At 38.8% G+C, this 23,450-nt stretch carries 25 protein-coding genes and 1 tRNA gene; 19 read left to right on the top strand and 7 right to left on the bottom strand.

Features of this window, described 5'->3' with window-relative positions:
• Nucleotides 1-93: 93 nt before the first annotated feature.
• The 5 genes from ACFQIC_RS20205 to ACFQIC_RS20185 all read left to right on the top strand — a co-directional run bounded on the left by ACFQIC_RS20205 (nt 94) and on the right by ACFQIC_RS20185 (nt 3,786).
• Nucleotides 94-561, top strand: coding sequence for an NUDIX hydrolase (locus ACFQIC_RS20205; protein ID WP_204708291.1), 468 nt, complete (start codon nt 94-96; stop codon nt 559-561).
• Between the two features lie 15 nt (nt 562-576).
• Nucleotides 577-1,461: an RNase adapter RapZ gene (gene rapZ, locus ACFQIC_RS20200; protein ID WP_204708292.1), complete on the top strand. Its 885-nt coding sequence runs from the start codon at nt 577-579 to the stop codon at nt 1,459-1,461.
• 3 nt (nt 1,462-1,464) lie between these two features.
• A complete protein-coding gene (locus ACFQIC_RS20195; protein ID WP_204708293.1) occupies nt 1,465-2,418 on the top strand; it encodes a gluconeogenesis factor YvcK family protein in 954 nt (317 codons plus the stop codon).
• 23 nt (nt 2,419-2,441) lie between these two features.
• A complete protein-coding gene (whiA, locus tag ACFQIC_RS20190) occupies nt 2,442-3,392 on the top strand; it encodes a DNA-binding protein WhiA (protein WP_204708294.1) in 951 nt (316 codons plus the stop codon).
• Between the two features lie 139 nt (nt 3,393-3,531).
• Nucleotides 3,532-3,786 (top strand): HPr family phosphocarrier protein, encoded by a 255-nt coding sequence (locus ACFQIC_RS20185; protein ID WP_204708295.1) that lies wholly within the window; start codon nt 3,532-3,534, stop codon nt 3,784-3,786.
• 125 nt (nt 3,787-3,911) lie between these two features.
• On the opposite strand, the gene clpP is transcribed toward ACFQIC_RS20185, so the two are convergent.
• Nucleotides 3,912-4,499 carry an ATP-dependent Clp endopeptidase proteolytic subunit ClpP gene (gene clpP / locus ACFQIC_RS20180; protein WP_204708296.1) on the bottom strand — a complete coding sequence of 196 codons (588 nt, stop codon included), beginning with the start codon at nt 4,497-4,499 and terminating at the stop codon, nt 3,912-3,914.
• Nucleotides 4,500-4,711: 212 nt separating this feature from the next.
• Here clpP and ACFQIC_RS20175 point away from each other — a divergent pair.
• The 12 genes from ACFQIC_RS20175 (at nt 4,712) to ACFQIC_RS20120 (ending at nt 15,834) form a co-directional block, all read left to right on the top strand.
• A tRNA-Arg gene (locus ACFQIC_RS20175) sits at nt 4,712-4,787 on the top strand.
• Nucleotides 4,788-5,549: 762 nt separating this feature from the next.
• Nucleotides 5,550-6,341, top strand: a complete 792-nt coding sequence (locus ACFQIC_RS20170; RefSeq protein WP_204708297.1) for a SurA N-terminal domain-containing protein — start codon at nt 5,550-5,552, stop codon at nt 6,339-6,341.
• Between the two features lie 451 nt (nt 6,342-6,792).
• The gene (locus ACFQIC_RS20165) at nt 6,793-7,029 is read left to right on the top strand and encodes a hypothetical protein (protein ID WP_204708298.1); all 237 of its coding nucleotides are present in this window, start codon (nt 6,793-6,795) and stop codon (nt 7,027-7,029) included.
• Nucleotides 7,030-7,126: 97 nt separating this feature from the next.
• Nucleotides 7,127-7,360 carry a glutaredoxin family protein gene (locus tag ACFQIC_RS20160; protein ID WP_204708299.1) on the top strand — a complete coding sequence of 78 codons (234 nt, stop codon included), beginning with the start codon at nt 7,127-7,129 and terminating at the stop codon, nt 7,358-7,360.
• 143 nt (nt 7,361-7,503) lie between these two features.
• Nucleotides 7,504-8,532: a sugar-binding transcriptional regulator gene (locus tag ACFQIC_RS20155; RefSeq protein WP_204708300.1), complete on the top strand. Its 1,029-nt coding sequence runs from the start codon at nt 7,504-7,506 to the stop codon at nt 8,530-8,532.
• A gap of 36 nt (nt 8,533-8,568) precedes the next feature.
• Nucleotides 8,569-9,576, top strand: coding sequence for a type I glyceraldehyde-3-phosphate dehydrogenase (gap, locus tag ACFQIC_RS20150; protein ID WP_204708301.1), 1,008 nt, complete (start codon nt 8,569-8,571; stop codon nt 9,574-9,576).
• Between the two features lie 181 nt (nt 9,577-9,757).
• Nucleotides 9,758-10,939, top strand: a complete 1,182-nt coding sequence (locus ACFQIC_RS20145; protein ID WP_204708302.1) for a phosphoglycerate kinase — start codon at nt 9,758-9,760, stop codon at nt 10,937-10,939.
• A gap of 20 nt (nt 10,940-10,959) precedes the next feature.
• Complete coding sequence (gene tpiA, locus ACFQIC_RS20140; RefSeq protein WP_204708303.1) at nt 10,960-11,721, top strand: triose-phosphate isomerase; 762 nt, start codon at nt 10,960-10,962, stop codon at nt 11,719-11,721.
• Complete coding sequence (gene gpmI, locus ACFQIC_RS20135) at nt 11,714-13,249, top strand: 2,3-bisphosphoglycerate-independent phosphoglycerate mutase (protein WP_204708304.1); 1,536 nt, start codon at nt 11,714-11,716, stop codon at nt 13,247-13,249. The genes tpiA and gpmI overlap by 8 nt, the downstream gene beginning before the upstream one ends.
• 18 nt (nt 13,250-13,267) lie before the next feature.
• Complete coding sequence (gene eno, locus ACFQIC_RS20130; RefSeq protein ID WP_204708305.1) at nt 13,268-14,554, top strand: phosphopyruvate hydratase; 1,287 nt, start codon at nt 13,268-13,270, stop codon at nt 14,552-14,554.
• Nucleotides 14,555-14,648: 94 nt separating this feature from the next.
• Nucleotides 14,649-15,221 (top strand): YdcF family protein, encoded by a 573-nt coding sequence (locus tag ACFQIC_RS20125; RefSeq protein ID WP_390217776.1) that lies wholly within the window; start codon nt 14,649-14,651, stop codon nt 15,219-15,221.
• Nucleotides 15,222-15,252: 31 nt separating this feature from the next.
• Nucleotides 15,253-15,834, top strand: coding sequence for a nitroreductase family protein (locus tag ACFQIC_RS20120; protein WP_204708306.1), 582 nt, complete (start codon nt 15,253-15,255; stop codon nt 15,832-15,834).
• Between the two features lie 355 nt (nt 15,835-16,189).
• On the opposite strand, the gene ytzI is transcribed toward ACFQIC_RS20120, so the two are convergent.
• The 6 genes from ytzI to ACFQIC_RS20090 all read right to left on the bottom strand — a co-directional run bounded on the left by ytzI (nt 16,190) and on the right by ACFQIC_RS20090 (nt 22,058).
• Complete coding sequence (gene ytzI, locus ACFQIC_RS20115) at nt 16,190-16,372, bottom strand: YtzI protein (RefSeq protein WP_390217774.1); 183 nt, start codon at nt 16,370-16,372, stop codon at nt 16,190-16,192.
• A 69-nt stretch (nt 16,373-16,441) separates the two neighbouring features.
• The gene (gene ptsP / locus ACFQIC_RS20110) at nt 16,442-18,160 is read right to left on the bottom strand and encodes a phosphoenolpyruvate--protein phosphotransferase (RefSeq protein ID WP_204708308.1); all 1,719 of its coding nucleotides are present in this window, start codon (nt 18,158-18,160) and stop codon (nt 16,442-16,444) included.
• Between the two features lie 4 nt (nt 18,161-18,164).
• Nucleotides 18,165-18,431, bottom strand: a complete 267-nt coding sequence (locus ACFQIC_RS20105; protein ID WP_204708309.1) for a phosphocarrier protein HPr — start codon at nt 18,429-18,431, stop codon at nt 18,165-18,167.
• A gap of 55 nt (nt 18,432-18,486) precedes the next feature.
• The gene (locus ACFQIC_RS20100) at nt 18,487-20,385 is read right to left on the bottom strand and encodes a PTS fructose transporter subunit IIABC (RefSeq protein WP_204708310.1); all 1,899 of its coding nucleotides are present in this window, start codon (nt 20,383-20,385) and stop codon (nt 18,487-18,489) included.
• Nucleotides 20,386-20,397: 12 nt separating this feature from the next.
• Nucleotides 20,398-21,312 carry a 1-phosphofructokinase gene (gene pfkB, locus ACFQIC_RS20095; protein WP_204708311.1) on the bottom strand — a complete coding sequence of 305 codons (915 nt, stop codon included), beginning with the start codon at nt 21,310-21,312 and terminating at the stop codon, nt 20,398-20,400.
• Nucleotides 21,309-22,058, bottom strand: coding sequence for a DeoR/GlpR family DNA-binding transcription regulator (locus ACFQIC_RS20090; RefSeq protein ID WP_204708312.1), 750 nt, complete (start codon nt 22,056-22,058; stop codon nt 21,309-21,311). The genes pfkB and ACFQIC_RS20090 overlap by 4 nt, the downstream gene beginning before the upstream one ends.
• 220 nt (nt 22,059-22,278) lie before the next feature.
• On the opposite strand from ACFQIC_RS20090, the gene secG reads away from it, so the two are divergent.
• Nucleotides 22,279-22,512 carry a preprotein translocase subunit SecG gene (gene secG, locus ACFQIC_RS20085; protein WP_204708313.1) on the top strand — a complete coding sequence of 78 codons (234 nt, stop codon included), beginning with the start codon at nt 22,279-22,281 and terminating at the stop codon, nt 22,510-22,512.
• Between the two features lie 157 nt (nt 22,513-22,669).
• The gene (locus ACFQIC_RS20080; protein WP_204708314.1) at nt 22,670-23,413 is read left to right on the top strand and encodes an alpha/beta hydrolase; all 744 of its coding nucleotides are present in this window, start codon (nt 22,670-22,672) and stop codon (nt 23,411-23,413) included.
• Nucleotides 23,414-23,450 lie beyond the last annotated feature (37 nt).

Here is a 23,450-nt window from a genome sequence, read left to right as displayed (position 1 = left end):
ATATACCAATTGTTATAACATTGTGGGGACCTGCGTATTCATTGTATAATAGACATAGATGTCCTCTAGATATAAATATGAGGTGAAACGAACATGCAACGAGTAGCAAATTGTATTTTACGTGTGAATAATCAAATATTAATGTTAAAAAAACCAAGAAGAGGCTGGTATGTTGTTCCTGGTGGGAAAATGGAAGCTGGGGAGAACATAAAAGATTCCGTGATTCGTGAGTTCAGAGAGGAAACGGGACTGGAAATTCAAGCACCAGAGTTAATGGGTTCTTTTACTTTTATAATGAAAGAACAGGATGAAACGGTGCAGGAATGGATGATGTTTACCTTTCAGACCACTGTTTGTGAAGGGAAGCTACTTGAATTAAGTGAAGAAGGCGAGCTTGAATGGGTAGATGTAGATGAAGTGTTAACAAAGCCAATGGCTGAAGGTGATCGTTATATTTTTAAACATATTTTAAATAGTGAAGACCAACTTTATGGAACTTTCGTTTATACGACTGATTTCGAATTGATTGATCAAGATATGGATCCGTCTCGATCTACGTAAAGGAGCGATAAGTTTATGGCAGAAAAAGAGCAAAATACTCAGCTAGTCATTATTACAGGAATGTCTGGTGCGGGAAAAACAGTAGCGATTCAAAGTTTTGAAGATCTAGGCTATTTTTGTGTAGATAATTTGCCACCCGCTCTTTTACCGAAATTTCTTGAACTAATGAAAGATTCAACGAACGATATTCGTAATGTAGCTTTAGTTATGGATTTACGCGGAAGAGAATTTTTCGATGCTTTATTTGATGCTTTGGACCAAGTTGGAAATGAACATTGGCTACAAGCACAAGTGCTATTTTTAGACGCAGAAGACCAGGCTCTTGTCTCTCGGTACAAGGAAACGAGAAGATCCCATCCGTTGGCTCAAGATGGTCTTCCTCTTCAAGGCATCCAACAGGAACGTCATCTTTTGGATGAACTACGCGGCAGAGCGCAAACCATCATTCATACAACCAGTTTTAAGCCTCGTGACCTTCGTGACCGTATTCTCGATCAGTACAAAGCTAAAGAACAACAAGTGTTTTCTGTACAGATGGTCTCTTTTGGATATAAATACGGTGTTCCGATTGATTCGGATCTGGTATTCGACGTTCGTTTTCTACCAAATCCACATTACGTGGAACAAATGCGGCCACTGACAGGGTTAAATTCTGAAGTTTCTTCTTACGTGTTTAAATGGACAGATACACAAAAGTTCTTAGAAAAGTTGAAAGACTTGCTGCAGTTTATGCTACCACAATACCGAAGAGAAGGAAAAAGTCAACTCGTTATCGCTATTGGGTGTACAGGAGGCCAGCATCGTTCGGTCGCACTGGCTGAGCATCTTTCGAATTATTTTTCTGCAGATTTTACGACACATGTAACACACCGAGATATTGATAAAAGAAAGGGACTGTAATTCATGAATCGTTCAACGAAGCCACGTGTGGTTGTCATTGGTGGAGGCACAGGAATGCCTGTTTTATTAAGAGGGCTTAAATATTTCCCAATAGATCTCTCTGCCATTGTGACAGTTGCAGATGATGGTGGTAGCTCTGGTAGGCTGCGGAACGAACTAGCTATTCCTGCTCCTGGTGATATTCGAAATGTTGTTGCAGCATTATCTGATGCGGAACCGATGTTGCTAGATTTATTTCAGCATCGATTTGTAAATGGTAATGGACTATCTGGCCATTCCATGGGTAATTTGCTCCTAGCTGCTATGACTTCAATGACAGGTAATTTTTACCACGGGATAAAAGAAATCTCAAGGGTCCTTAACGTTCGTGGCAACATTTATCCTACTGCTAACCACTCCATGAATTTGCATGCAGAGATGGAGGATGGCTCAATCGTATCTGGTGAATCTAATATACCTAAACAGAATAAAAAAATAAAACGGGTTTTTGTTAGTCCCCTGCCCATCCTGCCGTTACCGGAAGCTATGAGTTCTATAGAGGAAGCAGATCTTGTTGTTATTGCGCCAGGAAGTTTGTATACGAGTATAATGCCGAATATAATTGTTCCTGAAATACGTGAGGCACTACAGAATACAAAGGCAAAGGTAACTTATGTTTGTAATGTAATGACACAGCAAGGCGAGACTTCGAATTATACGGCAGCAGATCATGTGCAAGCTTTACATGATCATGTAGGAAAAGGAACTATTCAATCGATCATTGTCCACAACCAGACGATTGCTCCAAGCGTGAAAAAGATTTATGCTGAGGAAAATGCGGAGCCTGTTGTCTATGATATCGAACGAATAAAATCTATGGGCCTTGAAATTATAGAAGAGGACATTCTTGATCGAAATAAGTCAACGATTCGTCATGACACGAACAAGTTGGCTCACATATTATATTCCATGCTTTAACAAAGGGTTGGGGGTGAACAGCCATGTCATTTGCTTCAGAAATAAAAAAAGAATTAACTAATGTAGAGGCAGATGAATGTTGTAATGAATCGGAACTAGCTTCTCTTGTCCGAATGAATGGAACGTTTTCTCTCTCTAATCAAAGGTATATATTAGATGTGCAAACAGAAAATGCAGCCATTGCTAGAAGAATTTATACATTAATGAAAAAACTTTACCCTTATCCAGTTGAATTGCTCGTTCGAAAAAAGATGCGGTTAAAGAAGAATAATGTATATATTGTTCGAATGAATAAAAATGCTGAGAAGTTGCTCGCAGATCTTGAGATACTAAGTGGACCTTTATCAACCAATCCTAATATTCCAAAAAAGTATTTACAAACTACATGTTGCAAAAGAGCCTATTTACGAGGAGCCTTTCTTGCGGGTGGGTCTGTAAATAATCCGGAAACATCATCTTACCATCTGGAAATATACTCTTCTGATAAAGAGCATAATGAATCTCTATGTGAACTTATGAACAGTTTTGGTCTTCACGCTCGCACACTTGAGCGGAAGAAGGGTTATATTACGTATTTAAAAGAGGCTGAAAAAATCACTGAACTTATTAGTAATATTGGAGCCCATCAGGCACTCTTTAAATTTGAAGATGTTCGGATTGTGAGGGACATGAGGAATTCTGTGAATCGACTGGTTAACTGTGAAACGGCCAATTTAAACAAAACAATCGGTGCTGCTTTTCGCCAAGTTGAAAATATTAATTTTATCAAACGTACCGTTGGATTGGATGCATTGCCCGATAAACTTCATGAAATAGCCAGATTGCGCGTTGAGCATCAGGAAGTGTCACTTAAAGAGCTAGGAGAATTAGTTTCCGGAGCAGCTATTAGTAAGTCAGGTATCAACCATCGCTTAAGAAAAATTGATGAATTTGCTGATAAAGTAAGAAGTGGTGAAATTCAAGAAAGTAGTTAAAATAATGTCATTAATGAAATATTCATGCTATAATGATTTCAACAAAAAGAACGCCTCTCTATGGAGAGCGTTCTTTATTTCAAAGAGTTGAATGCGCTTTCTAAATTTTTATTTGGAATGTTAGGAAGGAGAATGATAGATGAAGGAACAAACTATTACTATTGATTTAAACACGGGGTTGCAAGCTAGACCGGCAGCTCAATTTGTTCAACTTGCCAACCGTTTTTCTTCAGATGTATTTATAGAAAAAGACAGTAAGCGTATTAATGCCAAAAGCATCATGGGACTAATGAGCTTAGCAGTAGGTCAAGGTGAAGAAATAAAGTTAATTGCTGACGGTCATGACGAAGAGAGAGTTATTGATGAGTTAAGTGAGTTTGTAAAGGAATCTTAAACCTTACTATGTGAAGGGATGAGCAGGACGATTAGGGGAACGTTCTCATAAAGGTACATAAGCGAGAATGGTTCAACGAAAAGTAAAAACCCGTTGTAATTACAACGGGTTTTTACTTTTGTACTTTATTTGCTTGGTTTTTCCATAACTTTGTCAATTAGGCCATATTCTACAGCTTCTGAAGCTGACATGAAGTTATCGCGGTCTGTATCACGCTCGATCACTTCAATTGGTTGACCTGTACGTTCAGAAAGTATTTGGTTCAGCTTTTCACGCATTTTAATAATGCGTTTTGCATGAATTTCGATATCAGTAGCTTGACCTTGTGTGCCGCCTAATGGTTGGTGAATCATTACTTCACTATTAGGAAGAGCATAACGCTTGCCTTCCGTACCAGCATTTAATAGGAAAGCACCCATGGAAGCAGCCATACCTGTGCAGATCGTAGATACGTCAGGTTTAATGAACTGAATCGTATCATAGATAGCCATTCCAGCTGTTATGGAACCACCTGGTGAGTTAATATAAATTGAAATATCCTTATCTGGATCATCTGCAGCTAAGAATAGTAGCTGAGCGACAACGGAGTTTGAAATGTTATCGTCAATGGGACTACCTAGCATGATGATGCGGTCTTTAAGCAGGCGTGAATAAATATCATAAGCACGCTCTCCCCTGTTGGTTTGTTCAATAACTGTTGGGATTAAGTTCATTATTAATTCCTCCTTATTATCATACCTATATGATGGAATGTATTTATATCATACAATTAAGGTCAGATAAGGTCAAACAAAAACATCTAACCATTTACCTTTACCATCATTCCCTAATTTTTATTGTATAAACGTACAATTTAATAAGTTATTTTACTGATATCTTGCATTTTATGGCTGGAAAAAGTATAATAGATTTTGCGTTTTAATATGCGCCCGTAGCTCAGATGGATAGAGCGGTAGATTCCGGTTCTACGTCAGTCGGAGGTTCGAATCCTCTCGGGCGCGCTATATAAATAATGTTGGTATGCGCTAGAATGTAACAATGTTTACGAACCTCTCAATTTCTTATTATAGATTTTGGGAGGTTATTTTTGCTTTGTAAAGCCTTTTTCAGTTGCCTCAGTCGTTTCTCATCAACCATTACCCCTTATTACACAATCATATCATGGGGGTTCGTTACCGTATAAGGGATAGGGGGATTTCGAGTTTTGGGATAGGAGATAATTCTCTTTCCGAGCGCGAATGGTTCGATGCATGTAGGAGTCTCATCTCTTGTTAATAGTGAAAATGTAAATCAAAGGTTGGGCAACGGAGTTCCAATCCAGACTATTAGACCATAAATCATATAGGACATCCTCAAAAGACACCTAGCGTTATCATTCATGCGACGGAAGTCACGAGAAGAATCATAAATTAGCACTTTAAAATATCTATAGTTGTTGCAATTGTTTATTATTGGACTTCAGTAAACTTCCAATCATTAACCTTTCTGTTGTTTATCCTTTTCTCATTGCGTTGAATTGTCTGGGAATCTTGAAGACTCATCGGCTATCAACCATCCCATTTCAGACAATACATCTATTGATATCGATAGTTCCACAAAAAATTAATCTCCACATAATAGGTGAATTAAACGTCTATTCCTAAGAATATCCCCCTTACAATCTAATTGAGATAGGTGAAATGGAGAAAATGCATCTTTTTATTTGTAACTAACCAGTAGGTATATGTTAAAATGACCGTCAGTAATGATTATCTGAAAGGAGAATGATTTTGAATAGAAAATGGTTATTAAGTTTATCACTAGCCTTTCTTTTATCCGTAACCGTTGCATGCAATGATACAGATGAATCGGCTGAAGATAATAATGAGGAAACTGAAACGCAAGAAGAGGATGGCGAAGGAAGTGAAGGAAACACAGAACAACCTCAAATGCCTGAACCAGACTTAGAAGGTATCCCTGAAGTTGTTGCCGAAGTAAACGGCGAAGAAATAGCGGCAGAAGAGTTTAAGACAACGTATGAAGGACAGTTTCAGCAAATGGCTATGCAGTCACAGATGACCGGACAAGAAGTTGATCAGGATCAATTAAAGAAACAGATTGCTGAAAGTATGGTTGGACAGGAGCTTCTTATACAAGAAGCAAACAGCCGTGATATAGAGGTTTCAGAAGAAGAAATTGATGAAACACTAACGGGATTAGCTGAACAAAATGGGGTAGAATCCAAGGATGAATTTTTGGCTGCTCTGGAAGAACAAGGCATGGGACAAGAAGAAGTCATGTCTCAGGTTGAAATGCAAGTGAAATTAGATCAGGTTATTGCTAGTGAAGCTGGAGATATTGAGCCAACGGAAGAAGAATTAGAACAAGCTTATGAACAGGTTAAAGCCCAGCAAGAGCAAATGAGTGAGGGAAATGGTGAAAGTGCAGAAATCCCATCTTTTGAAGAAGCAAAACCTGATCTCATCGAACAAGTGAAGCGTCAGAAAAAAGGACAGGCAACTCAAACGCTAGTTGAACAACTTCGCGAAGATGCAGATGTCACTGTTAACTTATAATCTATTGCAAACATTAAAGATGTAATATAAAACGACCAACAAATTGTATGCTAATTTGTTGGTCGTTTGTTGTTGTAACAGTATTTTATTTATAATTTAAATTAAAATTGTAGTTTGATTTGTATCTTCTATTTGTTAGATGACTATAGCCACTGTATGACTACGTTTTGACCTACAAATTCGTCTGCAAATTTGGCATACATCAATTCACTAATAAATTGGACTCGATTCCGAGGTAATGGTGTGGTGAAAGGGGCGGTGGGGAAGCGAGTGATTTCCCGGACCTTCTAACGCCATCCTTTGTAACGGAAACAACCCTAAATTTTGCTGTGTATTTAGTAGTATTTATCGTGAATTTTTTTGAAGCTTACTCAAGGTATAAGAATTATGAAAAGGATTGATCTATGTTATTATATAGATAAGGTAGATTTAAAAGAAAAGGAGTTTTTTTATGACAAGCATTATAAGATTCAAGATTTTGTCAACTGAAAAAATTCCAGACGATCGTAGAATACATGTTTTTGATATGCTTAATCAGCGACACTTATCTTTCAATTTTGAATCGATTAAGCGTTCACCTCAAAGGTATGAAGGACAACAAGCGTTAACTCTATTTCTTGATACGAAAAAAGCTAAAATTGAACGTGGCTTCTATGATAGTGATGATGAGAAAGGGCTCGTTTCATAACGTGTCCTTTCGATTTTTAATAGGATTTAATAACGTCTTTAATAAAATGTAATGGACCGTACATAATAATAAGCAAGTCCGTAAAAGGATGTCGTCAATGAATGAGGTAACGATTTATTTAAAAGAAAATTGCAAATTATGTGAAGAAGTTAAAGCTTTAGTTGAAATTTTGGAAATGGATTATGAAATTTTAGTTAAAGAAGTTAATATTTTGGGTAATAATGAACTAGAGCAGAAATATCTCTTAGAACTCCCTGTGTTGTTAGTGAATGGAGAAGAGTTAGAGTATCGGCAGATCGATATATTTTCCATAAGAGACCGCTTACATTGATTATGAAGCATTTAAAAAACTTGCGCGGTCTAATTCACACTGTTAATATATTAGTTGAAAAGGATATTTTTTTGCTCCTAGTGGGACAGATTATGACTACCTGGGACACATTTACCCCGGAATCATTTTAAAGGAGCTATTCCATGAGAACTTTAATTGATCTACAAAAAAGATTATTCCCGGATGTTCTGGAAATCATGCAGCGACGTTATCAACTGCTTCATTACATACAATTGATGCAACCAGTAGGCCGACGGACATTGTCTGATAATATTGAGCTTGCTGAGCGTACCGTTCGTAGTGAGGTTGATTTCTTAAATAAAATTGGGGCTATTGAGATTACATCAAGAGGTATGCATTTGACCTATGAAGGGCAAAACATTCTAGAACAACTTGCTGAGTTTATAAAAGAGGTAACGGGCATAAAAGTGTTAGAAGAACAACTCAGGGAAAAATTAAAGTTAGATTATGTAGTAGTAGTTCCTGGAGATAGTGATGAGCTTGACTGGGTAAAACATGAGATGGGAAAAGCTTGTGTGGAATATCTTCAAAAGCAGTTAAGCCCAAATAACACAGTTGCGATAACAGGCGGTACAACAGTGGCAGCTGTAGCTAACATGATGACTCCTTTGCAAGGGGCAAAACGTTGTATGTTTGTTCCTGCACGTGGTGGTTTGGGTGAACGGGTGGAGAATCAGGCCAATACGATTTGTGCTGAAATGGCTAAAAAGGCGAGAGGAGATTATCGACTCCTCTATGTACCGGATCCGCTAAGTGAAGGTTCTTATCAAACGATTATTCAAGAACCTTCAATTAAGGAAATACTAAATATGATCCGAAATGCTTCTATCGTTATTCATGGCGTTGGTGATGCAATCACAATGGCAGAACGAAGAAAAACTTCAAAGAGTCAGCTTGACATTATTAAGGAAAGACAAGCTGTTGGTGAAGCTTTTGGCTATTATTTCAACCGTAAAGGTGAGATTGTGCATAAAGTGAGAACCGTGGGACTCCAGTTGGAGGATTTAAAGTTTGCTGATGATGTTATTGCTGTTGCAGGCGGCCATACGAAAGCACAAGCGATTGCTTCTTATTTTCAACCAGGCCAGAGTAATGTATTGATTACAGACGAAGGTGCTGCGCTAGAGCTATTAAGGGATTCGTCCCTTTAAATAAATTTTTTGTTTATAATCCAAGGAGGAATTTTAATGACTGTAAAAGTAGGTATTAATGGTTTTGGACGTATTGGACGTAACGTATTCCGCGCGTCACTTAACAATGATGAAGTAGAAGTAGTTGCAGTAAACGACTTAACAGATGCGAATATGCTTGCACATTTGCTTCAATATGACACAGTTCACGGTACTCTTGATCAAGAAGTAACTGTGAATGGTGATAACTTAGTAATCGGAGGAAACGAAATTAAAGTACTTTCCGAAAAAGATCCAGCACAACTTGGCTGGGGAAGCCTAGGTGTAGAAGTTGTTATTGAATCTACTGGTCGCTTTACTCAAGGTGAAGATGCGAGAAAACACATTGAAGCAGGAGCTAAGAAAGTTGTTATCTCTGCTCCAGCTAAAGGTGAAGACTTCAGTGTTGTTATGGGAGTTAACGAAACAGACTATAACAAAGACGAGCACGATGTTATTTCCAATGCTTCTTGTACTACAAACTGCCTTGCACCATATGCAAAAGTTCTTAACGACAAGTTCGGTCTTAAACGTGGAATGATGACAACTGTTCACTCTTACACGAATGATCAGCAAATCTTAGACCTTCCTCATAAAGACTATCGTCGTGCACGTGCAGCTGCTGAAAACATCATTCCTACTACAACAGGTGCTGCTCAAGCCGTAGCTAAAGTACTACCTGAACTAGAGGGTAAACTTAGCGGTATGGCTATGCGTGTTCCTACGAAAAACGTTTCTATCGTCGACTTCGTTGCAGAACTTGATAAAGATGTAACAGTAGATGAAGTTAACGCAGCGTTGAAATCAGAAGCTGAAGGAAATCTTAAAGGTATTCTTGCTTATAGTGATGAGCCGTTAGTATCTTCTGACTATAATGGCAATACAAACTCTTCTATTATCGATGGTCTTTCTACACTTACTCTAGGTGACAACATGGTTAAAGTTGTTTCTTGGTATGACAACGAATTTGGATATTCCAACCGTTGTGTAGATCTTGCAGCTTTCCTTAAAAAACAAGGCCTATAATAACAAATTAAATTTAAGGTCATAATAAACAAAGAATGGAAAGGAGGGGGTCTCATGTCCTCCTCCTTTATCCATGTCTAAAATGAATTCCTTGTTCGGGCGTTTCTACACTATGGTATGGTGGAAATGTACATAATGGACAGGGCAGTATCCTGACCAAATTGAAGGAGGTTGTCTATTCATGAATAAACAAACAATTCGTGATGTTGAGGTACAAGGAAAAACTGTTTTTTGCCGCGTGGATTTTAATGTACCAATGAACGGAGAAGAGGTAACTGACGATACAAGAATTAAAGCAGCGCTACCGACTATTAAACATTTAACAGGTAACGGTGCTAAAGTCATTCTTGCTAGTCACCTCGGACGACCTAAAGGTGAAGTAGTCGAGGACCTAAGACTAGACCCTGTGGCCAAACGTCTAAGTGACTTACTTGCAAAAACCGTAATGAAGACAGACGAAGTATACGGTGAAGAAGTTAATAAGGCGATATCTGAGATGGGAAATGGAGATATTCTATTAATTGAAAATGTTCGTTTTCATCCAGGTGAAGAAAAAAATGATGCAGAATTAGCTAAATCATTTGCTGACATGGCTGATCTTTATGTAAATGATGCCTTTGGTGCCGCACATCGCGCACATGCATCTACAGCCGGCATTGCCGAGCATATCCCCGCAGTTGCTGGATTTCTTATGGAAAAAGAGCTTAATGTGCTAGGAAAAGCTCTATCTAATCCTGAACGTCCATTTACAGCTATCATCGGTGGTGCAAAGGTAAAAGATAAAATTGGGGTCATCGACAATCTTATCGATAAAGTTGACCACTTAATTATCGGTGGAGGCTTGGCTTACACGTTTGTAAAAGCTCAAGGCCATGAAATTGGGAAGTCACTCTTAGAAGAAGATAAGATTGACTTAGCTAAGCAATATATGAAAAAAGCAGAGGAAAAAGGTGTAGACTTTGTTATGCCTGAAGATGTAGTTGTTGCTGACGACTTCTCTGATTCCGCGAATACAGAAGTAGTTAGTATTGATAGCATTCCATCCGATTGGGAAGCTCTTGATATTGGCCCTAAAACACGTGAAAAGTATGAAAAAATCATAAAAGATTCTAAACTTGTTATATGGAATGGACCAATGGGTGTTTTCGAATTAGAAACATTTGCAAACGGAACAAAAGCCGTATCTAAAGCACTTGCCAATACAAAAGGTTATACTGTAATTGGTGGTGGTGACTCTGCAGCAGCTGTTGAGAAATTTGGTTATGCAGATGATATGGACCACGTATCAACAGGTGGCGGAGCATCTCTTGAGTTTATGGAAGGAAAAGACCTTCCAGGTGTTGCGTTACTAAATGATAAATAAATAGGAGAGGTGATGAGAAGATGCGTAAACAAGTCATTGCAGGAAACTGGAAAATGAATAAAACACACACAGAGGCTGAAGATTTTATTCAGGCTACAAAGAACGAGGTCCCTTCTCCTGATGAAGTTGAATCAGTAGTTTGTGCACCTTTTCCATTTCTTCAAAAGCTAGTAGAAGAAACGAAAGGTACTTCCCTTGAAATTGCTGCACAAAATATGCATTTTGAGGAAAATGGTGCATTTACCGGAGAGGTAAGTCCAGTTATGCTAAACGAACTTGGCGTAACTTATGTAGTCCTTGGACACTCCGAACGCCGTGAAATTTTTAAAGAAACAGACGAAGATATTAATAAAAAAGTACATGCAGCGTTTAACCACAACTTGACGCCGATTGTTTGTGTAGGTGAATCACTTGAACAACGTGAAGCTGATCAAACGATGGATCATGTTGAGGCCCAAGTGAAAAAAGCTCTTGATGGTTTAACAGACGAACAGGCTGCTAAAGTCATCATTGCATATGAACCAATTTGGGCTATTGGAACTGGCCGTACAGCAACTTCTGAACAAGCAAATGAAGTATGTACACATATTCGTCGAGTAGTCATTGATTTTTATGGCTCTGATGTAGCCGAAGCTGTACGCATTCAGTACGGTGGAAGTGTTAAACCAGCCAACGTAGATGAACTTCTATCTCAATCAGATATTGATGGTGCACTAGTTGGAGGAGCTAGCTTAGAAGCCGCTTCATTCCTAAAACTTGTGGAGGCAGGCAAGCATGAGTAATCAAAACTTAGCTGCTTTAATCATTCTTGATGGTTATGCGATTCGTGATCAAGAAATGGGTAATGCTGTTAAGCAAGCGAATACACCTAACTTTGATAAGTATTGGAATCAGTTTCCTCATAATCAACTACAAGCTTGCGGAGAGGCTGTAGGGTTACCAGACGGCCAAATGGGCAACTCCGAAGTTGGTCATTTGAATATCGGAGCAGGACGCGTCGTTTATCAAAGCTTAACGCGCATAAACCTGTCTATTAGGGAAAAAGAATTTCTTGAAAATGGTGAATTAGTTCAAGCTATGCAGCATGCAAAAGAAAATCATAAGGCATTTCATATTTTTGGGTTGTTGTCTGATGGAGGAATCCATAGTCATATTGAGCATATGTATGCAGTGCTTGAATTGGCTGCTAAGCATAGCCTAGATAAGGTGTATGTTCATGGCTTTTTAGATGGACGCGATGTCGGTCAACAATCAGCTAAGAAGTATATTAAAGAAGCTCAAGAAAAAATGGATGAACTTGGAGTCGGACAATTCGCAACAATTGGTGGACGTTACTATGCAATGGATCGTGATAACCGCTGGGAACGTGTGCAAAAGTCATACAATCCAATTGCTTATGGAAAGGGACCTTCATACAGCGATCCAATAGAAGCTGTGCAGAAGTCTTATGACGAGGGAATTTATGATGAGTTTGTTGAACCATTTGTTGTAACAGATGAAGATGGACAACCTGTTGGGTCAATGAATGATGGAGATTCTGTATTCTTCTATAATTTCCGTCCCGACCGAGCCATTCAATTATCACGAACTTTTGCTAATGATGACTTTACTGATTTTGATCGCGGAGAGACCCCTCCTAAAGGATTACACTTCGTTGGCATGACACAATATAGTGAAGAAGTGAATAGTAAAATAGCTTTTCCACCTAATCATTTAAAAAATACGTTAGGCGAAGTTTTGGCTCATAATGGTATGAAGCAATTGCGAATCGCAGAAACTGAGAAATACCCACACGTTACTTTCTTTATGAGTGGAGGCCGCGAAGAGAAGTTCGATGGGGAAGAGCGCATCCTCATTGATTCTCCAAAAGTAGCCACATATGATTTGCAACCAGAGATGAGTGCATATCAAGTAACGGATGCACTTTTAGAAGCACTCGACGCAGAAAAGCATAATGCGATTATACTAAACTTTGCCAATCCGGATATGGTAGGACATTCTGGAATGCTAGAACCAACAATAAAAGCTATTGAAACCGTTGATGAATGTTTAGGTAAGATTGTCGATAAAATTCATGAAAAAGGCGGACATGCGATTATTACAGCTGATCATGGTAATTCTGATGAGGTGACGACCCCTGAAGGAAACCCTATGACAGCCCACACGACAAATCCCGTTCCAGTAATCGTTACAAAAGATGGAGTTGAACTCCGTGAAGATGGAGTCCTAGGTGATTTGTCACCAACCCTTTTACAATTGCTTGAAGTTGAACAACCAGCAGACATGACTGGTAAAACATTAATTAAATAAAAGAGGAGAGATTAAATAATGCCATATATTACTGACGTATACGCACGCGAAGTCTTAGACTCCCGTGGAAATCCAACCGTTGAAGTAGAAGTTTACACAGAATCAGGTGCCTTTGGTACGGCACTCGTTCCAAGTGGTGCTTCTACTGGTGAATATGAAGCCGTAGAACTTCGTGATGGGGATAAAGACCGTTATCTTGGAAAAGGAGTACAAAATGCTGTAGATAACGTCAACGAGAAGATTGGCCCAAACCTTTTAGGCATGGATGTAACTCAACAAGTAATCATCGACCAAATGATGATAGAACTTGATGGTACAGAAAACAAAGGTACACTAGGTGCAAACGCCATTCTAGGTGTTTCAATGGCAGTAGCTCACGCAGCAGCTGACGTCCTAGATCTTCCACTTTACAAATATCTTGGAGGATTCACAGCAGGTACGCTTCCAACACCAATGATGAACATTCTTAACGGTGGCGAGCACGCAGATAACAACGTGGATATTCAAGAATTCATGGTTATGCCTGTAGGTGCCCCAACCTTTAAAGAAGCATTGCGCATGGGTGCAGAAATTTTCCACTCCTTGAAAAAAGTACTTAAATCTAAAGGCTATAATACAGGTGTGGGTGACGAAGGTGGATTCGCTCCAAGCCTAGGATCTAACGAAGAAGCTCTTTCAACGATCATTGAAGCGATCGAAGAAGCTGGTTATAAGCCTAATGAAGAAGTGAAACTTGCAATGGATGTAGCTTCTTCTGAAATTTATGAAGATGGTAAGTATAATCTTAAAGGTGAAGGTGTTGTCCGTACGTCTGCAGAAATGGTCGACTGGTACGAGGAACTTGTGAACAAATATCCAATCATTTCTATTGAAGATGGACTTGACGAAAACGACTGGGAAGGTACTAAGTTACTTACAGATCGTATTGGAGATCGTGTACAGCTTGTTGGTGATGACTTGTTCGTTACAAACACAAACAAGCTTAGTCGTGCAATTAAAGAAGGCGTAGGAAACTCTATTCTAATTAAAGTGAACCAAATTGGTACGCTTACTGAAACCTTTGAAGCGATTGAAATGGCTAAACGTGCTGGTTATACAGCCGTTATTTCACACCGTTCAGGTGAAACTGAAGACGCTACGATTGCTGATATCGCAGTGGCTACAAATGCCGGGCAAATTAAAACAGGTGCACCGTCCCGTACAGACCGTGTAGCGAAGTACAACCAGTTACTTCGTATTGAAGATCAACTGCTTGGTACAGCAACATACGCAGGCAACGATGCCTTCTATAACTTGAATAAATAATAATTTTAAGCCTCTCTCGTACTTTCGAGGGAGGCTTTTTTTTATGTTTTCTTGTATTATAGGTAAGAGAAGAAAATTACTAGGGGAAATCATCATGATGAAAAGAATTTTACGCTTTATTATATTAACTTTCTTACTTTATACCGCCTATACTGGGTACTCGGTATGGACGTATGGAGAAAATAATAACAATTCTGTTGCTGATGCAGCTATCGTTTTAGGGGCAGCACAGTGGAACGGATCTCCAAGTCCAGTATTTGAAGGTCGGTTGAAACAAGGAATTGAATTATATAAAAATGGACAAGTAGACCAATTAATTGTTACAGGCGGATCAGGCGATGGATCAAAATCTTCTGAAGGTGAAGTAGGAAAGAAATACGCCGTTCAAAAAGGGATCCCTGAAAAAGATATTATTGTAGAGGATCAGTCCTTGGCTACATATGAAAATCTAGCAAATACAGAATCATTAGTTAAAGGTCGAAGTATCGAATCCTTTTTACTAGTTAGTGACGCTTTTCATTTAAAACGTGCTGTATCTATAGCTGAAGAACTAAAAATGGATGTCAAAGCGGTGGCTACTCAGTATTCAGCTTATCAGTCAATGGAGACGAAACTACCATTTTTTCTTCAGGAATGGGCCTATTACTTAGGGGATCAATTGATATAAATACATTTCTTGAATTTTAGGAGTGTTTGAATTGGAACTTTTTGAAGCAGTGAAAGAGCGGAGATCGATTCATGATTTTAATAGAAAGCGAATAGAAGAAGAAAAGCTTACGGAAATATTTAATATAGCTTCTTGGGCACCTAACCATCGTTTGAAAGAACCGTGGAAAGTCATGCTCTTTCAAGAAAAAGGAACTGAAAAGTACGCAAACTTAGTTATTCAAAGCTATATCAATAATGGCTTAACAGAGGGATATGAAGAAGATAAACAAGAAAAAATGATGGAGGGGATTAAGCAATTCCTCTTGAATATTCCTCATCATGCGCTTATATATATGGAAAAAGATAAAGATTTACTTAGGTATGAAGAAGATTATGCTGCAGTTTGTGCTTTCATTCAGAATGTGCAATTGATTGCCTGGTCTTATCAGATTGGTGTTTTATGGACAACGAGCCCTTATATTCACGATCACAGTTTCATAGAAGGAATTGGGCTGAATCCTAGAGACCATAAAATTATTGGTGTGTTACAGATGGGATATCCAAAAACTATACCTCGCTCAAAAGCCAGGTCTTCCGTTCCCATTCATTTTGTGAAACGTGCCCTTGAGTAATCTTTTATGAGGAATTTCTATCGGAGTCGTGCCGTACAAAGTTTCTCCCCACACGATTCTCACCCATGAGGCGTTCTGCTCATGTGAAGTAGCTTTATTCAAACGCCATCCTTTGTAACGGAAACCACTGGAATGTCTCAAAGATGAGCCTTCCATAATCAGGGCTTTAGTTTAATAAGAAAATATAAAGACAAACGCTTGGATCATTTAATATCCAAGCGTTTGTCTTTATCAATTGTAATTTATCTAGTGTGTTAATTGGTTCGATAATTCTGTTGTATTTTGCCTTCTAAATACGGATATTTATGCTGTTAATTTCTTTGATATTAGCATTTTTCTCTCTAAACTGAAAGCGTTACTCTTTTTGTTGATCTTTATGATCTTCTTTCACATCATCAGGATGAGGATCGACAGTGTGTTTATATTCGTACCCTTTTGAAATGGCTAGCCAAAAGGCTCCAGCTATTCCAATTACGATCGTAATACAAACGAGCATAACAATTGTGAATGTCATGAAGTCACTTCTTTCTTCAGGCAATGTAAAAGAAGGAGGTACGGAACCCCCTTCTTTTTATACAATCATTATAACATAAATATTTATGGTTACTTAAGATTGGTTGGTTTTTTGTTTAACAAATTCTACAACTTCATCAGAAGTGCCCATTGAAAGAATTTCATCTTTATAAGATGCTAATTCCTTTTTAGAAAGGCTACTAAGTTGCGTACGAGCTGGGAGAATAGAGGTAGCACTCATGCTAAATTCATCTAGACCTAAGCCAAGTAGAATTGGAATGGCAATTTCATCTCCAGCCATTTCGCCACACATCCCTGCCCATTTACCTTCTGCATGAGCAGCATCAATTACATTGCTGACTAAATTTAAAATAGCGGGGTTATAAGGCTGATACAGGTAAGATACACGTTCGTTCATACGGTCTGCCGCCATAGTATATTGAATTAAGTCATTAGTTCCAATACTAAAGAAATCAACTTCCTTAGCAAATTGCTTAGCAATGACAGCTGTCGCCGGAATCTCGACCATCATGCCGACTTCCAATGAATCCACAACATCTTGTCCTTCATCGATAAGCTTTTGTTGCTCTTCATTTAAGATAGCTTTTGCCTGACGAAACTCATCAAGAGTTGCAATCATTGGGAACATAATTTTTAAGTTTCCGTGAATACTTGCACGTAATAGTGCACGAAGTTGAACACGGAAGATATCGTCACGCTCTAGGCATAAGCGGATCGCGCGATAACCTAAAAATGGGTTCATTTCTTCTGGTAGATCTAAATAGCTAAGCTCTTTATCTCCACCAATATCTAATGTACGAACGACAACCGGCTTGTCTCCCATTTGTTTTAGTACAGAAGAGTATGCGTCATATTGTTCTTCTTCTGTAGGGAGCTGTGTTTTACCCATGTATAGGAATTCTGTACGGTAAAGTCCTACACCTTCTCCGCCGTTATTAAGTACACCTTCAACGTCTTCAGGAGTTCCGATGTTTGCTGCGAGTTCAACATGTTCACCTTCTGAAGTTTTTGTAGGTTCATCTTTAAGCTTAGCCCATTCTTTTTTCTTCTTCTCAAATTCAACTTGTTTCTGTTCATATTCACTGATTTGTTCAGGTGTAGGATCAACAATTACATTACCATCAATGCCATCGACAATAATCATAATATCCTTTTTTGCACGGCTAGTGATGTCTTTTGTACCAACGACAGCTGGAATCTCAAGAGAGCGAGCCATGATTGCAGAATGTGATGTACGTCCGCCGATGTCTGTTGTGAAGCCTCTTACATATTGTTTGTTAAGCTGTGCTGTATCTGAAGGTGTTAAATCATCTGCAACGATTACAACCTCTTCATTAATAAGCGCAGGATCAGGAAACGTTACGTTAAGTAAGTGTGCCATAACACGCTTTGTAACATCTTGTATATCAGCTGCGCGTTCACGCATATATTCATTATCCATTCCTTTAAACATGTCAATGAACATATTCGCTGTTTCATCTAACGCCGCTTCAGCATTCACGTTATCTGTTTTAATTTTGTCCTCAATCGGCTGAATGAGTTCAGGGTCACTAAGAACGAGTAGGTGGGCAGAAAAAATTTCAGCATGTTCGTCACCTAGTGATTTTTTTGTATGCTCTTTAATTTTTTCTAACTCGCTTTTTGAGACATTTAGAGCATCGTGTAGTCTTTTGACTTCTTGTTCCGGTTGTTCAACGTCTGTCTTGTTGTAAGAAAGGTCTGGAGCTTCCAGACGGTATACTTTAGCAATAGCTATACCACTGGAAGCTGCAATTCCTTGAAGATGTGTCATGAAGTTATTCCCCCAACCCTTCGTTCTTCATAGTTGTTGCAAGATGTTCAATCGCTTCTTGCTCATCGCTTCCTTCAGCAGTGATCTTTACTTCAGCACCTGAAGGAATTCCTAAACTCATAATTCCCATAATGGATTTTAGATTTACAGCCTTCTCTTTGTAATGAAGGTTACTATCAGACGCGTACTTCCCTGCATTTTGTACAAGTACTGTTGCCGGACGAGCATGTACACCGTCTGATGACGTGATCTTAAAGGTTTTTTCTACCACATTAATTCCTCCTCAAAAATAGGTCTCTAAAAAAGAATACCCTAACTCTCTCATTTTAAGCTTTTCTTAGGTCCTTTTTCAAGAATCCTACCATAATTGCAGCAACTATTGAACCAATTAGGATGGCAAGGATATAAAGGATAGCTTGTAAAAATCCACCTTCTACAAGTCCGATTACAACGATACCACCGTGTGGAGCCGTTAATCCAATACTAAACATCATCGTGAGAGCCCCTGTTAAGGCTGAACCTACAACCATGGATGGGATAACCCTACCAGGATCGGCTGCAGCAAATGGAATGGCTCCTTCTGTAATAAAGAATGCACCAAGGGCATAGGCTGTTTTTCCAGATTCACGTTCTTGTTTGGAATATTTATTTTTAAAGATCGTTGTTGAAAATGCCATCGCTAGTGGTGGTACCATTCCTCCTGCCATAGCGGCAGCAATAATCGAATAGTTTCCAGCGTCAAGTGTTGCAATACCGAAAGTATAGGCAGCTTTGTTGATAGGTCCACCCATGTCTACAGCCATCATTCCACCAATTATAATTCCGAGCAGGGCAACGTTCGCTCCGCTTAATCCTTCCAACCAGCTTAACAGTCCAGTATAAATGCTAGTCAATGGAGGGTTAATTAGTAACATGATCATTCCTGTACCGAAAATCGCAAGTACTGGATAGAATAAAACAGTTTTTAATCCGTCTAGAACTTGAGGTAATCCCTCTAATCCTTTTTTAATAGCTAAAGTTAAATAACCGGCTAGAAAACCAGCGATGAGTCCTCCAAGGAAACCTGAACCGCCATCAGCGCCTGCGACTCCTGAAGTTGTTGCAATCAAACCACCAACCATACCTGGAGCAAAGCCTGGACGATCCGCGATACTAGAAGCGATGAAACCAGCTAATACAGGTACTAGTAAGAAGAATGCATTGCCACCGCCGATCGTACTAAGCATTTCAGCAAATCGGTTGTATTGGTCACTATCTGGGTTTGCTGCATTGATTCCAAAGAAAAATGAAAAAGCAATTAAAATTCCGCCCCCGACAACAAAAGGAAGCATGTTGGAAACACCATTCATTAAGTGTTTATAAATTCCAACTCGATTATTGCCGCTGTTTTCTGATGAATCATCGGATCCGCCTTCGTGTCTATAAACAGGAGCATCCTGGTTCGTTGCTTTATTAATTAAGTTTTTAGGTTCGTGAATAGCTTTCGCAACTGGCACTTCGACAACATGTTTTCCGTCGAAAACGCTCATATCAACTTTCGTATCGGCTGCAACGATAATTGCCGTTGCCTGTTCAATATCTTCAGCTGTTAATTTATTTTTAACACCACCGGAACCGTTTGTTTGAACTTTAATCTCAATGCCCATTTCCTTAGCCGTTTCTTTTAACTTGTCGGCAGCCATAAACGTGTGGGCAATTCCTGTAGGACAAGCAGTTACAGCTAAAAGTTTACCTTGAGAAGTCGTTTCTTCTACCTCATCTTCGTCTTCTTCAGCTTCTTTTGCATTAATTGCCTCGAAAACGTCTTCTTCTGTCTTCGCTGTCTCTAACTGATGGCGGAAATTTTTGTCCATTAGAAAAGAAGACAAGCGGGAAAGTGTTTCTAAGTGTGTTTGATTAGCTCCTTCTGAGGCAGCAATCATGAAAAATAGGTTAGTTGGCTCTCCATCAAGGGACTCGTAATCCAATCCTTCTTGAGAACGGCCAAATGCAATTGCGGGTTCTTTAACGGAAGCTGATTTTGCGTGAGGAATAGCAATTCCTTCACCAATTCCTGTTGTGCTCTGCTGTTCTCGTTCTTCAATGGCATTTTTGAAGTCATCACGATCATTAAGCTTTCCAGCTTGATCAAGTTTTCCAATCAGTTCGTCAATGGCTTCAGGCTTAGAAGCAGCAGTCATATTTAACAACATCGTATCTTTTGTTAATAAATCTGTAATTTTCATTATTTTCCCTCCCTAATTGATAGTTGAAATTTTAATTTCATCTTTGAGTTGATCGGCATCTTCCTTATGGCATAAGTCATCCTGAAAGGCAGTAGCACTTCCTGTTGCCACTCCATTTCTAAAAGCGTCTTCTATCTCTAGACCTTGACTTAGCGCTGAGATAAATCCAGAGACAACAGAATCACCAGCTCCCACTGAATTCTTCACTTCCCCTTTAGGGACAGTGGCAAACAATTTCTGAGTGTTGTTTACATACACAGCTCCTTTTCCCCCCATAGAAACGATTACGTGTTGAGTACCTTGATCTACAAGTTTACTTGCGTAATGGGCAGCGTCTTCTTTTGTTTCTATAGTTGTTTCAAACAGTTCACCGAGTTCATGATCATTTGGTTTTAAGAAGAAAACAGGTTTTCCAATAAGCTGTTTAAGAGCATCGCCTGATGTATCAGCAACAAGTAATACTTGTTTTTCTGTACAAATATTAGCGATTTGCGTGTAGAAATCCTTTGGTAATGAGGAAGGAACGCTACCGGCTAGAATCAAAATGTCTTGCGGTTGCAAAGAACGTATTTGTTCTAATAACCTTTTCAGCTGTTCTTCAGTAACCGTTGGACCGGGACCATTTATTTCTGATTCCTGTGTTCCTTTTAGCTTCACATTAATACGCGTGTAATCTTTCGTATCAATAAAGCTATGCTTAATTCCCTCTTTATCAAGGAAGTTCGTAATAAATTGTCCCGTAAAATCCCCAACATACCCCAATGCTGTTGTGGAGACGCCTAGTCGTTCCATAACTCTAGAAACATTAATTCCTTTTCCCCCAGGATAATACATCGTTTGATTTGCCCGATTGAGGGCGCCGATCTGAAAGTCCTCAAGATGCATGATGTAATCGATAGAAGGATTAAGTGTACAAGTGTAAATCATGTTGACACAACCTTTATGTTAGTTTTTCCTTTAAATTGATCTAGAAGTGGACCATTATAATTGGTAATAATATTGGCTTCCTCAATTGGAGATATTTGAGAAAAGGTAACTTCATTAAACTTAGATTCATCCGCAACTACATATCTTTTTTGTGAAAGAGTAAGGGTTGTTCGCTTAATAGCCGCCTCTTCAGGGTCAGGAGTAGTGTAACCATCTTCTAGACTAATACCATTCGTTCCTATAAAACACTGATCAAAGCGATATTGATTTAAACTGTCAAGAGCACTCGTACCGACGACAGCTCTCGTTCTCTCTTTAACAAAACCACCTAGTACATAAGTTTGGATATGATGATTAGTAAGTGCGTCTAAATGATGAAGACCATTGGTCACTACTGTTATATCCTTTCCTGATAAATAGGGAATCATTTCATAGGTTGTCGTACCTGCATCAATAAATACAGACTCCCCATTCTGAACTAAATTAGCTGCTGTTTGTGCAATGTTTAATTTCTCAGATTGAAACATTGATGATTTTTCACCCATACTAGGCTCTTCGCTGGCAGGATGTCTGAGTGAAGCCCCCCCATGTACTCTTTGGAGCTTTCCTAATTGTTCAAGTTGATCCAGATCACGACGAATTGTAGAATCTGATGCTCCGGTGTGGTGTACAAGATCTTTTAACTTTATCGTGTGATGGAGGTGGAGTAACTCTAAAATGCTTCTGTGCCGCTCTGGAGTTAACAATTAAGATCCTCCTTTTTGATCCTTTAACGCTATTGTAAAGTAAGCCCTTACAAAAATCAATCACAAACAATCATAATCTATCAAAAACGTTCGACAAATGTGTCGAAATCATTCACAATTAGTGGAAATGAGCTCTGGATACAAATCCTATTGATGATTAGGTATTTTTATGCTACATTTAAAATAGTTAATTGTGCGTCTTAGGAGGTGTTGGCACATCATGGAAACACTTGCGATTACTTTACTAACTATTGATACCATTACATTAATTGTTCTTGTGCTACTGCAATCAGGAAAGAGTGCGGGGCTTTCAGGAGCTATATCTGGGGGAGCTGAACAAATGTTCGGCAAGCAAAAAGCTCGCGGAATTGACGCAGTTTTACACCGTGCTACGGTTGTAACCGGAGTTTTATTTTTTGTTCTTGCCTTCTTGTCAGCTTATATTTTAGGATAACCTCAAACTGGTTAAAACCGTGCTTTTTATCGAGCACGGTTTTTCTTATGCTTAAATTGTGTTTAATTGACTAGTTTTTGGTAAAATAGAAACATTGTAAAAAAGGAATGAAATTTCTAAATATGGAAATAGATGAAGTAAGGAGCGAGATTTCGACATGAATATAAAACAACCAGAACCTTTCACATTTGAAGAAGGAGAACGAGCTGTTCTATTATTACACGGATTCACAGGACATTCTGCTGATGTAAGAATGCTTGGCCGATTCCTACAAAAAAATGGTTATACTTCTCATGCTCCAATTTATCGGGGTCATGGAAGAGAACCAGAAGCTCTTGTAGATGCTACTCCTGAACAGTGGTGGGAGGATGTAGTAGAAGCTTTAAACCATTTGCGTGAACTTGGATATCAAAAAATTGCCGTTGCAGGACTTTCATTGGGTGGAGTTCTTGGATTAAAAATTGCATATTCAGAACCAATTAAGGGTATTGTCACGATGTGTTCACCTATGTTTTTCGACAATGAAGAACAGTTAACCCAGGGCTTTCGGTTTAAAGCAAAACAATATAAGCAACTTGAAGGAAAAGATCAAGAATCAATTAATGTAGAAGTTGAAGAATTAATGAACGCATCTAAAAACATGTTCAAACAACTTGGTGATTTCATCACGAGTGTTCATGACGAAGTAGACCAAATTTATACACCTGCTTTTGTCGTACAAGCTGAGCAAGATGAAATGATTAACAAGGAAAGCGCAAATTATATTTATGAGAATGTTGAAACGGATCAAAAAGATATCAAATGGTACAAAAACTCTGGCCACGTGATCACAATGGATAAAGAAAAGGAACAGCTCCATGAAGATGTACTTAATTTTCTTGAATCTTTAGATTGGTCGTAAACGGTGAGAGTGTTGTTCCTTATTATAAGGAGGAAAA

Source organism: Halobacillus seohaensis (assembly GCF_042663045.1).
GTDB lineage: Bacteria > Bacillota > Bacilli > Bacillales > Halobacillaceae > Halobacillus_A > Halobacillus_A seohaensis.
This window is presented reverse-complemented; position numbering and strand designations above follow the sequence as displayed.

What these genes read in the sequence shown, in the direction of transcription:
- ACFQIC_RS20205 (WP_204708291.1), top strand. Translation starts at nt 94, where the DNA reads ATGCAACGAGTAGCAAATTGTATTTTACGTGTGAATAATCAAATATTA.
- rapZ (WP_204708292.1), top strand. Translation starts at nt 577, where the DNA reads ATGGCAGAAAAAGAGCAAAATACTCAGCTAGTCATTATTACAGGAATG.
- ACFQIC_RS20195 (WP_204708293.1), top strand. Translation starts at nt 1,465, where the DNA reads ATGAATCGTTCAACGAAGCCACGTGTGGTTGTCATTGGTGGAGGCACA.
- whiA (WP_204708294.1), top strand. Translation starts at nt 2,442, where the DNA reads ATGTCATTTGCTTCAGAAATAAAAAAAGAATTAACTAATGTAGAGGCA.
- ACFQIC_RS20185 (WP_204708295.1), top strand. Translation starts at nt 3,532, where the DNA reads ATGAAGGAACAAACTATTACTATTGATTTAAACACGGGGTTGCAAGCT.
- clpP (WP_204708296.1), bottom strand. Translation starts at nt 4,499, where the DNA reads ATGAACTTAATCCCAACAGTTATTGAACAAACCAACAGGGGAGAGCGT.
- ACFQIC_RS20170 (WP_204708297.1), top strand. Translation starts at nt 5,550, where the DNA reads ATGATTTTGAATAGAAAATGGTTATTAAGTTTATCACTAGCCTTTCTT.
- ACFQIC_RS20165 (WP_204708298.1), top strand. Translation starts at nt 6,793, where the DNA reads ATGACAAGCATTATAAGATTCAAGATTTTGTCAACTGAAAAAATTCCA.
- ACFQIC_RS20160 (WP_204708299.1), top strand. Translation starts at nt 7,127, where the DNA reads ATGAATGAGGTAACGATTTATTTAAAAGAAAATTGCAAATTATGTGAA.
- ACFQIC_RS20155 (WP_204708300.1), top strand. Translation starts at nt 7,504, where the DNA reads ATGAGAACTTTAATTGATCTACAAAAAAGATTATTCCCGGATGTTCTG.
- gap (WP_204708301.1), top strand. Translation starts at nt 8,569, where the DNA reads ATGACTGTAAAAGTAGGTATTAATGGTTTTGGACGTATTGGACGTAAC.
- ACFQIC_RS20145 (WP_204708302.1), top strand. Translation starts at nt 9,758, where the DNA reads ATGAATAAACAAACAATTCGTGATGTTGAGGTACAAGGAAAAACTGTT.
- tpiA (WP_204708303.1), top strand. Translation starts at nt 10,960, where the DNA reads ATGCGTAAACAAGTCATTGCAGGAAACTGGAAAATGAATAAAACACAC.
- gpmI (WP_204708304.1), top strand. Translation starts at nt 11,714, where the DNA reads ATGAGTAATCAAAACTTAGCTGCTTTAATCATTCTTGATGGTTATGCG.
- eno (WP_204708305.1), top strand. Translation starts at nt 13,268, where the DNA reads ATGCCATATATTACTGACGTATACGCACGCGAAGTCTTAGACTCCCGT.
- ACFQIC_RS20125 (WP_390217776.1), top strand. Translation starts at nt 14,649, where the DNA reads ATGATGAAAAGAATTTTACGCTTTATTATATTAACTTTCTTACTTTAT.
- ptsP (WP_204708308.1), bottom strand. Translation starts at nt 18,160, where the DNA reads ATGACACATCTTCAAGGAATTGCAGCTTCCAGTGGTATAGCTATTGCT.
- ACFQIC_RS20100 (WP_204708310.1), bottom strand. Translation starts at nt 20,385, where the DNA reads ATGAAAATTACAGATTTATTAACAAAAGATACGATGTTGTTAAATATG.
- pfkB (WP_204708311.1), bottom strand. Translation starts at nt 21,312, where the DNA reads ATGATTTACACTTGTACACTTAATCCTTCTATCGATTACATCATGCAT.
- secG (WP_204708313.1), top strand. Translation starts at nt 22,279, where the DNA reads ATGGAAACACTTGCGATTACTTTACTAACTATTGATACCATTACATTA.
- ACFQIC_RS20080 (WP_204708314.1), top strand. Translation starts at nt 22,670, where the DNA reads ATGAATATAAAACAACCAGAACCTTTCACATTTGAAGAAGGAGAACGA.